At 60.8% G+C, this 10,002-nt stretch carries 13 protein-coding genes; 8 read left to right on the top strand and 5 right to left on the bottom strand.

What is annotated here, in order from left to right; genetic code table 11:
- Positions 1 to 506 (top strand): transposase (locus tag S2M10_RS22710; protein WP_247650793.1); only part of this gene is annotated, 506 nt, incomplete at its 5' end.
- Positions 503 to 928, top strand: coding sequence for a hypothetical protein (locus tag S2M10_RS12735; protein WP_168846384.1), 426 nt, complete (start codon positions 503 to 505; stop codon positions 926 to 928). The genes S2M10_RS22710 and S2M10_RS12735, both read left to right, overlap by 4 nt.
- Positions 929 to 1,355: 427 nt before the next feature.
- Here the strand turns inward: S2M10_RS12735 and S2M10_RS12730 are convergent, their stop codons facing one another.
- The 4 genes from S2M10_RS12730 to nadE form a co-directional block, all read right to left on the bottom strand.
- Positions 1,356 to 2,615, bottom strand: coding sequence for an MFS transporter (locus S2M10_RS12730; RefSeq protein WP_058193734.1), 1,260 nt, complete (start codon positions 2,613 to 2,615; stop codon positions 1,356 to 1,358).
- An 8-nt stretch (positions 2,616 to 2,623) separates the two neighbouring features.
- The gene (locus S2M10_RS12725; protein WP_058193732.1) at positions 2,624 to 3,115 is read right to left on the bottom strand and encodes a DM13 domain-containing protein; all 492 of its coding nucleotides are present in this window, start codon (positions 3,113 to 3,115) and stop codon (positions 2,624 to 2,626) included.
- A 3-nt stretch (positions 3,116 to 3,118) separates the two neighbouring features.
- On the bottom strand, positions 3,119 to 3,592 hold the full coding sequence (locus tag S2M10_RS12720; RefSeq protein ID WP_071537974.1) for a redoxin domain-containing protein: 474 nt from the start codon (positions 3,590 to 3,592) through the stop codon (positions 3,119 to 3,121).
- A 261-nt stretch (positions 3,593 to 3,853) separates the two neighbouring features.
- Positions 3,854 to 4,678: an ammonia-dependent NAD(+) synthetase gene (gene nadE, locus S2M10_RS12715; protein WP_058193727.1), complete on the bottom strand. Its 825-nt coding sequence runs from the start codon at positions 4,676 to 4,678 to the stop codon at positions 3,854 to 3,856.
- Between the two features lie 351 nt (positions 4,679 to 5,029).
- On the opposite strand from nadE, the gene S2M10_RS12710 reads away from it, so the two are divergent.
- From S2M10_RS12710 to S2M10_RS12685, 6 genes are all read left to right on the top strand, one after another.
- The gene (locus S2M10_RS12710; RefSeq protein WP_058193725.1) at positions 5,030 to 5,635 is read left to right on the top strand and encodes a sulfite oxidase-like oxidoreductase; all 606 of its coding nucleotides are present in this window, start codon (positions 5,030 to 5,032) and stop codon (positions 5,633 to 5,635) included.
- Positions 5,628 to 6,374, top strand: coding sequence for a ferredoxin reductase (locus S2M10_RS12705; RefSeq protein WP_058193722.1), 747 nt, complete (start codon positions 5,628 to 5,630; stop codon positions 6,372 to 6,374). The genes S2M10_RS12710 and S2M10_RS12705 overlap by 8 nt, the downstream gene beginning before the upstream one ends.
- Before the next feature lie 118 nt (positions 6,375 to 6,492).
- A complete protein-coding gene (locus tag S2M10_RS12700) occupies positions 6,493 to 7,758 on the top strand; it encodes a thiolase family protein (protein WP_071537973.1) in 1,266 nt (421 codons plus the stop codon).
- Positions 7,759 to 7,772: 14 nt separating this feature from the next.
- Positions 7,773 to 8,324: a zinc-binding dehydrogenase gene (locus tag S2M10_RS12695; protein ID WP_079979739.1), complete on the top strand. Its 552-nt coding sequence runs from the start codon at positions 7,773 to 7,775 to the stop codon at positions 8,322 to 8,324.
- A 66-nt stretch (positions 8,325 to 8,390) separates the two neighbouring features.
- Complete coding sequence (locus S2M10_RS12690) at positions 8,391 to 9,521, top strand: GAF domain-containing protein (RefSeq protein ID WP_168846383.1); 1,131 nt, start codon at positions 8,391 to 8,393, stop codon at positions 9,519 to 9,521.
- Positions 9,522 to 9,574: 53 nt separating this feature from the next.
- Positions 9,575 to 9,814: a hypothetical protein gene (locus tag S2M10_RS12685; protein WP_348770595.1), complete on the top strand. Its 240-nt coding sequence runs from the start codon at positions 9,575 to 9,577 to the stop codon at positions 9,812 to 9,814.
- Here the strand turns inward: S2M10_RS12685 and S2M10_RS22435 are convergent.
- Positions 9,774 to 10,002 (bottom strand): hypothetical protein (locus tag S2M10_RS22435; protein WP_211091033.1); only part of this gene is annotated, 229 nt, incomplete at its 5' end. The two genes, S2M10_RS12685 and S2M10_RS22435, sit on opposite strands and share 41 nt — an antisense overlap.

Here is a 10,002-nt window from a genome sequence, read left to right as displayed (position 1 = left end):
GACAACTTCACTTTAGAGACCTGCGGGCCGATCATGACCGCCTTGATGAAGCCTGCGGGCGCTACGCGCCCTTGCCTTCATCAAGGCAGTGCGCCCCTTCGAGGGGCCGCTTCCCAATGTGCTACGGCACGGAATACACGTCCAACGCTATCCTGGCCTGGACTGACGACAGCGGCGTGGGTTGGCATTACATCGCGCCGGGCAAGCCCCAGCAGAACGGCTACAACGAGAGCTTCAACGGCCGGCTACGCGACGAGCTGCTGAACGAGACCCTGTTCCGGTCCTTGCCGCACGCGCGGGCCGTGCTGGAGACCTGGCGGCGCGACTACAACGAGCGCCGGCCGCACTCCAAGCTCGGATGGATGACGCCCAGGGAGTACGCCAGCGCCTTCTGCGGAGAGACCGGCCGGCACGCTGCGCAGGCTGATAGCTCCGCGCACCGGCCTCTTGCCACCCACCAACACCAAGGTTCAAATCAACCCAGGACTCTCGTTATGGCTGGATGAGAAATGGGGGGCACGTCAAGACGGCCGCACTACACAGCGCTCGAGACAACTATCTCGATTACGTTTCCACCGCGCGCCTCGATCGGAGCGAGCCGATAGAGAACGACGAGCAGGCGCAAGCCGAGGTCGCAAGCGATTTCGCTGAAGCGCTCGACGACACTCTCGATGATTATGCGGATAAGCTCGACAAGCTGCGTGCGATCGATTTCGGGCCGAAGTCAGCCGTTGCGGAGGGCGCCGTCATCAAGCTGTCCGGCAAGTACTTCGTGATCGCAGTGTCGACGAGTAGGTTTACCTGTCATGGGCGTGAGCTCATGGGTATTTCCACGATGGCCCCGATCTTCGAGGCGATCGAGGGTGCGCGGGCGGGTGAAACCGTGCAGTTCAACGGCCGGGACCTCACCGTTGAGGCCGTTGCCTAGGCGAGGACCCGCCGTGCTGCATTATGCAGCCCCACAGAAATTCAATCCGGATCTTAGGCGGCCGCGGCCCAGCGGTTGGCACACACAACATCTGGGGGGTGAGGCTGCGGACAGATAGCGTCAAAAGCCTTGCCGACCCAACGGCTATCTCCCGGGGCCGTTACATCGAACCGATGTTGAGTTTATGCCCCTAGAGACGCTCATGATCCCCACGCCCCACCACGGAAAGCCTACCTGCACAGCCAGAAGACCGAAGGCCATGCCATACACGCTGGCTCCCAACGCCAAGGGAAGGATGGCAAGAGCACCCCGCTTCATTTCATGGGCCCCGCTTTGAGCGGGAGCACACACTGTCTCGTCCATGGCGGGCTTCGCTTCGTTTGGGCCAAGCGTCTGCATCAGCTGACTGGCCTTCGGCCGCGAATGATCATTTCTGTGGCTTAGCTTGCGTTGTTATCATCGCATCGAGGGATCCGGTGATCATCGCCGTGCTTGGGCAGCGTATGGCGCGTGTCTCGATGGCGCGGTGAGTACGCCTGCGCGCACCGGCCAACACCGCCAGCGCAGTGAGCAACGCCGCCGCGTAGAGAAACAAGCCGCCGGGCCCCACTAAATCCATCACTACTCCCCCGATGAGCGGCCCAGCAGCGGTCCCGATACCGTTGAGCAGAAGAAGCCCGCGAGCTGTGCCCAGAAGCCGACCCGCAGGAAGATCGTCGTTGGCGACGGCTAGACATAGCGAATAGATGGGAATGCCGAAGCCGCCGAACAGCGCGCCCGCGGCGAGTAGCAGAGGCAGAGGCGCGTCCGCCGCCATCGCTACGGCGATAGCGGACGCTGCGGAAGCCAGGGCCGCGCCGGCGATGACGAGGTTTCGCGACACCTGGTCCGATAGCCATCCGAGAGGCCATTGCAGGGCGAGCGTCCCACCAAGGACTGCCGCCATGAACGCGGATATGCCGCCCACATCGAGGCCGATCCTCTGTGCAAAGTTAGGTCCCAAGCCCCAGAAACCGCCTATGGCCAGGCCCGCCAGGAAGACGCCGACCGATGCTAGAGGCGAGACCGCGAAAAGATCGCGGAAGGCGACGGGTTCCTGTCGAACATCGGCCGGCGGATGGCTGGGCAGCAGAGTGACTGGGACGACCGCCGCCGATATCAGCAGTGAGACGATCAGGAACAGGGTCACGTCTGCAGGTGGGGCCACGTTTAGAAGTGCTTGGCCAAGAGCCCACGAGCCCATCGAAACGACGCCGAAGATCGACAAGAGCTGACCGCGTGTGGACGGAATAGCGTGAGCGTTGAGCCAACTCTCAGTCGCAAGGATCATGCCGGCATAGGCGAAGCCGGTTACAAGCCGAAGTGGCATCCATGCGCTCGCGTCTACGAATGCGACATGGAGGAGAGAAGTCATCGAAGCGATCGCCGCGAAGCCAGCGAAGGTCCTGACGTGACCGACAGACACGATGATCCGGGGCAAAACCAGCGCGCCGATCGTGAAGCCCGCGAAATAAAAGGACATCATTGCGCTGATCGTCCCGGCCGAGAAGCCTTCCTGACCAGCTCTCACAATCAGGAGAGTACCCAGCAGACCATTGCCCAGGAGCAGTGTGGCGACACTTAACAACAGCGCCGCAACCGGAGCCAAAACGAGTCCCCGCGCGCACGCTGCCTTTACGTCGTCCATCGCCTGGCTCATTTCCGAGCCTGACGCGGAGGCTGATACTCCGCGGAACTGATGAACTGAGCAAAGGCTTCGCACCAGATGACAACGGTGCTGTAGTCTCGAACATCGATATCGGCGGGCACCTCTACGATGAAGCCGTTGAACGTTTTCACATCGCCCACCCGAGCGGATGCGTCCTTGATCGCGAGGAACGCTTCCTCTGTGTCGACGAAGTGTGGGGTGAGATAGAGCTTGTAGTCCGGCCCCGGCGAGAGGCGGCCGATGTGCGCGATCCGGAGAGGCAAGACCCGCACTTCACCTTCGCCCCAATGCAGCAGGTCGCTGCCGGCGAGATCCCGAACAAGCCTTCCGGAATAAAGCGCTTCAGGCGTCGAGCTGCGCAGGACAGCTTCGGTCGGCGAAACCGGCGCGGTCAGGATCGGGAGCATGTAGATGCCACCAGCAAAGCCTGCGGCGGCGGCGGCGATATGGGTGGCGGCTAGAATGAGCCAACGTGGCATCTTTCACGTGCTCTCCAGTTCCGCCACCAAACGATCCGCGTCGAGATGAAAATCCGAGAAGACGATGCGACCGTTGGCGTTGATGACGGTAAACCACGGCGTTCCCCGTGTTCTGTAATCTTCCATGAATGTGGGAAAAGCCGCGCCAGCTGGCGGCTCGTCATGCCCGAAAGCAATGGGGAGATTGTATTCGACTTGATTGATGCGCAGTTTCTCGAAGGTATTTTCGTGGGCACCTTCGAAGACCGTTTGGATCACTGCAAACCCGACACCTCTGGATTCCAGCGCTCCGTGCAATTTCTGCAGAGTGGGAAATCCATGCAGATGGCAGCCACGGCACCAATGCTGAAACGCGAACACGATCTTCGGGCCTACGCCCAGATCCGATAGTTGGATCGGCGTGGCGAGGTTGCCGCCATCTACACCGATCCACCGTTGCACACGAAGCTGAGGAGCTTGACGTTCGGCCGGGCTCATTCTTCTCTCCAACCACGATGCAGACACCCGATGCCTGGCGAAACATCGCGTCCACAGCGGCTTTGCTATGCGTTACTGCTCCCTGAGCCAGAGGGTCGCGTGGTCGATGAGACCAATGCTCTTCTCAACTATACCCATCGAAACAAAGCGTTCGCGTGATCGACTATGAATTCCCACGCTGAACTTTTCCAATAGCGACGTGACATAGTTTCTATATCTTCGACGGGAGCAAATCGGAGCGTGCGTTCGACCTGGGTGACGTCAAATCTGGAAAGCGGGCGCAGCAGGTAGCTTACGTTTGTGGGCTGTCGCTCGGTACGCTTCTTCGATTGTCTCTACAGCCGTCGGCGCCACGACGCGTCCCTCGAGGTAATCGTCGATCTCATCGTAGGTCACGCCGTAGACATCCTCATCTGGGCGCAACGGCATGAGATCGTCCAAATCCGCAGTCGGAACCTTGCCGATTATCTCAGGCGGGGCGCCAAGGTGAACCCCAATCGCGCGAACACGTCGCTTGTTGAGACCCGCGAGAGGCAGAACATCCGCGGCGCCATCGCCAAATTTGGTGAAGAACCCCATGACCGCTTCCGCTGCATGGTCCGTACCGATCACTAGGCCACCCAGGCTTCCAGCGAGCGCGAATTGAGCAATCATGCGCTGGCGCGCCTTGACGTTACCTAGCGCTCTGCCGCGGTCGTGAGGATCAACTGGATCGTATCCGGAGTACGTCAGTTCCGCCCAAAGAGCGTCCGTTGCGGGCCTCACATTGATCGCCACCGTACGGTCAGGCTTGATCGTCGAGAGAGCAAGTTGAGCATCGTGCTCATCCGACTGAATGCCATAAGGTAGCCGCACCGCAAGAAACTCGCACTCGTACCCGGTGCGGCGAAGCTCCTTCACGGCCGATTGCGCCAGCAGGCCCGCGGTCAGGGAATCGACGCCCCCGCTGATTCCAAGCACATACGCTCGCTGGCCAGACCTTCTCAAATAATCGCGAAGGAAGCCGATACGGCTCGCGGCCTCTTGTTCAGCATCGAACGTTTGAGAGACGCCGAGCGCTGCGATGATTTCAGCTTGAGCGTGCATGGCGACCTCATGACGTGAACCGCAAGCAGGCGATGACCGTGCCTTCTCCGTCCGACAGCCGGCGGCGTTCGCCTAACATCCCACGGGCGCACATACGCGTGCAACGCTGGTCGGAAGGTATTGAAACTATAGCGAGCAGACATTGGGCAAAGATGCTGCTCTACCGCTATAGTCGAGGTGCGATTAGCGCGATTCATAGTGATGATAAACAGATCTATACTGATACGGCATTCGGTTGTCTGAGTTTCAGCCTGTCGATCCATTCGGCATCATGCAAGTGCGAAGATCATCTACGCAGTAGCCTGAGATTAAGTCGGTTCCGGTCTGTCGTGACGAGCAAGGGGGTTCGGCATGGTCACCAGAGGTTTCACCGGCCGCGGTTCAGGCGGCGACCACGATGGCCGCATTCCGCCGGGTCAACATCTCGTAGAAAATTTTCCCGTACTGACCGCGGGACCGACGCCACGTATCGAGACATCCGACTGGAAGTTTACGGTCAAGATCGGTCCAAAGCCGATCAAGGTCTGGACCTGGAGCGAGTTTAACGCCCTTCCGAAAACCAACGTAACTAAAGACATACACTGCGTTACGTCATGGTCGAAGCTCGACACCAAGTGGGAAGGCGTGCTGATCGAAGACATCCTCGCGGATGCAGGACTCGAGCGGCCCACCGATTTCGTCTTGGCCCACTGCTACGATGGCTATTCGACCAATGTCCCGCTCGCCGACCTTCTGGCCGGTAAGGCGATGGTCGCGACTGGGTATGCGGGCGAGCCGCTTCCCCGTGATCATGGCGGACCGGCGCGCCTGCTAGTACCTCATCTATACTTTTGGAAGTCCGCCAAATGGGTGAATGGGCTGCAGTTCACGACGCGTGATGAAGCTGGCTTCTGGGAACTGCGCGGCTATCACATCTACGGCGATCCGTGGCGCGAACAACGGTACACCCATGACTGAGATCGACGCGCAACCCGCGTCGTGGCAGTCATGTGTGATCGACGAGATCGTCCAGCAGACCCCAAGTATAAAGAGCTTTTTCCTGCTGCTACGGGAGCCTTTCTTCCATACCGCCGGCCAGCACGTTGACGTGCGCCTGACCGCCCCCAATGGCTATCAAGCGATGCGCAGCTATTCGATTGCATCGTCGGCTGCCTCGTCCCCGATCCTCGAGTTGGCAATAGAGCGTCTGCCCGATGGCGAAGTCTCGCCGTTCTTCCACGACGTCGCCGCTCCTGGCGACGAAATCGAACTTAGAGGTCCTCTCGGTGGCCACTTTTTGTGGCCCGAACCTGCTGACGACCCGGTGCTGCTGATCGGCGCAGGTTCGGGCTTGGTCCCACTGATGGCAATGATCAGGCAGCGCCAAGCACTGGCCCAGGCCGTTCCAGTTGCGCTGCTCTTGTCCGCTCGGACCAGTCGCGACGTACTCTTCTCCAGCGAACTTCGCTCGATCGAGATGCGTGATTCTGCGTTGGTCCTAGCCGTCGCGATAACGCGCGAAGCGCCAATGCGCGCCTCGGACTTTGGCCGACGGATCGACGCCGAGATGGTCAAGGAGACGATCGCCCGCCTGGGTCGAGATCCTGCCCACGTGTTCGTTTGCGGGTCCAACGGTTTCGTCAACATCGCGACGGACGGCGCGTTAGCGGCCGGGCTCGACGCCTCGATCATTAAGACTGAGCGCTATGGAGGGTAGAGGCAGCGAAATGGTCGAATCCCTCCAGACGAAAGCGCTCAACTACGGCCCAGGCCGGGGAGCCTGAGCGCACTACGCCGCGTCGCTTATTCGAACCTTTGTCTTTCGGGAGACCACTGTGAGCCGCTTTGCAGAACCAGTTTTCGTAGCCGCAGGCCTTCGGACCCCTTTTGGGCGCGGCGGGGGAGCACTGGCGAATTATGACGCGGTCTCCTTATCCGTGCCCGTCGTTCAGGAGATGGGGAAGCTTGCCGAGCCCGACCTCGTTGTCTGGGGAAGCGTCATCCCAAACCTGGGCTGGAGCAATATCGCTCGTGAGGTATGGCTAGACGCGAAACTCAATCCCAATGTCCCGGCATTCTCCGTTGTTCTTGCGTGCTCAACCAGCATGACCGCGTGTTTCGCTGCGGCCGGCATGCTCGGTGGCGGCCTTAACTTGATCATGGTCGGCGGCTCTGAGGTCATGAGCCGGCCATCGCTCGCGCTTACCCCCGAGGCATCAAAGCGGCTCACCGATTTGTTCGCGCAGGATGCCGCAGCAGCACTTGCCGCCTTGGGGGCGCTGGCTCCTACCGACTATGTGCTCCCGACGAAGGGATGGGCCAACCGCCTTACCGGCAGGACGATGGGCGATCACATGGAGGAGACCGCCAAGGCGTGGCGGATCTCGCGTGAGGCACAGGACGACTGGGCTCTCAAGAGCCACCAGCGAGCGATCGCCGGTTGGGACAGCGGTTTCTTCGATGACCTCGTGATTGCACTGCCGGAACTTGCCCGCGATGCAAACCCGCGTGCGGACACGTCCGCCGAACGGCTGTCAGGTCTGAAGCCGGCCTTTGATCGCGAGAGCGGCATGGGTAGCCTGACAGCTGGCAACAGCTCTCCGATCACAGATGGGGCGGCCGGCTGTTGGGTGTCCAATGAAGAAGGTTTGCAGAGGCTCCCCGAAGGCACGGCTCACGTGCGGCTCGTCGACTTCGAAATATCTGCGGTCGACCTCCACACGGAGGGGCTTCTGATGGCACCGTCATATGCCATTCCGCGTCTGCTCGCGCGACATCAGCTGGCATTCTCCGACATTGCCCTTTGGGAGATCCACGAAGCCTTCGCGGCACAGGTCTTGGCCAATGTCGCAGCCATCACCGATCCGAATTGGGTCCGAGAGAAGGCCGGCGTCTCGCCCGAGATGGGTAACTTCGACTGGGATCGCGTCAATCCCAACGGCGGTTCGGTAGCTATCGGGCATCCCTTCGGCGCGACTGGCGCGCGTGACCTCAGCCAAGCCGTCAAAGAGCTGTGGGCCATGCCGGTCGGGTCTCTCGGGATCGTCAGCATCTGTGCCGACGGCGGTCAAGGCACCGTCGCCCTCCTCGAACGCGTCTGATTGGGGGGTATGAGATGAAGGCGATCCGCTTCCATGAGTTCGGCGCTCCCGAGGTCCTCCGCTATGAGGATGCGCCACTAGCTGTCGCGTCAAGCCGGCACGAGGCTTTCCTCCGCGAACTGGGTGCTGACGAGTTCATCGACTACACGCAGACCAAGCCCGAAGACGATGTGCGCGACGTCGATCTCGTCGTCGACGCTGTCGGCGGCCCGGCCGCGAGCCGCTTTCTGCAGACCATCCGTCCGGGCGGCGCGCTGTTCCCGATTTTTCCCCTCGGCTTTGCCGGACATGACGAGGCTGCCGGCCGGGGGGTGACCGTTTCGGCGACTCAGGTTCGTTCCAACGGCGATCAGTTGGCCAAGCTAGCTCAACTACTCGATAGCGGTGCGGTTCGCGTCGCCGTGGACAGCACATTCCCGCTTTCCGAAGCGGCTGCCGCTCATCATCGAGCAGAGGCAGGCCACATCCAGGGCAAGATCGTTCTGACTATTGGTGCCGCCGCCGATCAGAGCCGCGACACGGGGGGCCCGTCATCGCAGTGGCCGCCGCGCGTGAGGGGGCACTGACGTGACTAAGCCAAAGCGCATGATCGGCCATGTTCAGGCTTCAAGGCCCCGACCGGGAGAGCTCTGGTGAGCCTGAACTCTGACAAAACAGATTTCGGGCCGGCACAGCGGGCGAAGGCGCTTGCGGACCTCATGGTCCTCGACACGCCGGAAGAGCAAGCCTTCGACGATCTCGTTTTCGTCGCGGCAAAGGCTTGCGACGTTCCGATCGCGCTCATCACTCTCCTCGACACCGACCGTCAATGGTTCAAGGCCAAGTACGGGCTCGAGGTGTGCGAGACCGAAATCGAACACTCGGTCTGTCGGATCGAGATCGATCAGGGCGACCTCTTGGAAATCGTCGATCTCACAAATGACGCGCGGACCAAGCGCAATCCGCTCGTCACCGGCGTCAGGCACTTTCGCGCCTACGCTGGCGCACCGCTCATGCTGCGATCCGGCGCGATCGTTGGTCGGCTCTGCGTCATCGATACCGCTCCGCGGCCTAAAGGGCTCAGCGAAGCGGAAAAGGCGATGCTTCAGGCACTTGCTCGCCTCGCCAGCGAAAATCTTGAACTGCGCCGTGTCGCCAACGCGAGCGAGCGCCTCACGGGGCTGCAGACAGCCTTGGTCGAGATCGGCGAGACCATACGAAGCAGTCACGACACCGCCGAGATGGCGTCGGCTACCGCCGCCATCGTGGGCAGGGCGCTTGCCACGGACCGGGCCGGGTTCGGATCCGTCGACGATGACGTCGAGACCATTGACGTCGAAACAGATTGGACGGCGCCCGGGATTATGAGCATCGCCGGCCGCCACCGTCTCGAAGAGTACGGAAGCTTGCGCAAGCCGCTCGTCGGTGGCGACCCCCTGATCGTTTGGGACGCCCTAACCGACGACCGCACGCTCCATAATCTCGAGAGCGCAGTGCGTGTCGGCGTTCGGTCTCTGGTCGACATGCCAGTGAGAGATCGAGGCAAGACCATCGCCGTCTTCTTTGTCCATTCGGCGCACCCCCGACCGTGGCCAGCAGAAGAAATCTCGTTCCTGCGGAGCGCGGCGGACCGGCTCGAGGCTGGGGTCGCGAGGCTCCGCACCGAGCAGCAGCAAGTCATCGTGAATGGTGAGATCGCTCACCGCTTGAAGAACATGCTCACTATGGTTCAGGCCATCGCGAGCCAAACGTTGCGAAACGTCACCGATCGCGATGCAGTCTAAGGACGCACTCCGCCACAAGAGCTCGCTCACCGCGCGGAAAATATCGAAGCGCCATCTATGTCTTTGAAGTCGGTCAGCGGATAGAAGCCGAGAAGGCAATCGCGCAGTTTGCCGCTGAAACAGACAAGGCTGTCCACACTCTGGTGCTCCCGTTCAAGGGTTTCAAAGCTTCGGACGAGCGCTATCAGAACTATTATCGCACCGATCCAAGCAGGCCCTTCTGCCAGCGCTACATCGATCCAAAGCTGGATTTCATCCGGAAGCATTTTTCGGAGATCGCGTTGCCGCGATGAATGAATAATTGGGCTGTCGTGCAGGTCGCGATCTCATATCCCAACTGTCTGTAGGATGCAGTTGACCTGCTCCCCAGAATTCATGCCATTGGTAAGTTAGCTCGTCAGATGGAGACGAGCGATGCGGCGAAGCCGATTTACCGAGGATCAGATCATTGGGGTGCTGCGGGAGCATGAGGCTGGCGTGA

This window comes from Sphingomonas sp. S2M10, from assembly GCF_012650175.1.
Classification (GTDB): domain Bacteria; phylum Pseudomonadota; class Alphaproteobacteria; order Sphingomonadales; family Sphingomonadaceae; genus Sphingomonas.
The sequence above is the reverse complement of the archived record's forward strand: the minus strand, read 5'-3'. Positions and strand labels throughout refer to the sequence as shown.

What these genes read in the sequence shown, in the direction of transcription:
- S2M10_RS12705 (WP_058193722.1), top strand. Translation starts at nt 5,628, where the DNA reads ATGACTGAGATCGACGCGCAACCCGCGTCGTGGCAGTCATGTGTGATC.
- S2M10_RS12730 (WP_058193734.1), bottom strand. Translation starts at nt 2,615, where the DNA reads ATGGACGACGTAAAGGCAGCGTGCGCGCGGGGACTCGTTTTGGCTCCG.
- S2M10_RS12725 (WP_058193732.1), bottom strand. Translation starts at nt 3,115, where the DNA reads ATGCCACGTTGGCTCATTCTAGCCGCCACCCATATCGCCGCCGCCGCC.
- S2M10_RS12720 (WP_071537974.1), bottom strand. Translation starts at nt 3,592, where the DNA reads ATGAGCCCGGCCGAACGTCAAGCTCCTCAGCTTCGTGTGCAACGGTGG.
- S2M10_RS12695 (WP_079979739.1), top strand. Translation starts at nt 7,773, where the DNA reads ATGAAGGCGATCCGCTTCCATGAGTTCGGCGCTCCCGAGGTCCTCCGC.
- S2M10_RS12710 (WP_058193725.1), top strand. Translation starts at nt 5,030, where the DNA reads ATGGTCACCAGAGGTTTCACCGGCCGCGGTTCAGGCGGCGACCACGAT.
- S2M10_RS12735 (WP_168846384.1), top strand. Translation starts at nt 503, where the DNA reads ATGAGAAATGGGGGGCACGTCAAGACGGCCGCACTACACAGCGCTCGA.
- nadE (WP_058193727.1), bottom strand. Translation starts at nt 4,678, where the DNA reads ATGCACGCTCAAGCTGAAATCATCGCAGCGCTCGGCGTCTCTCAAACG.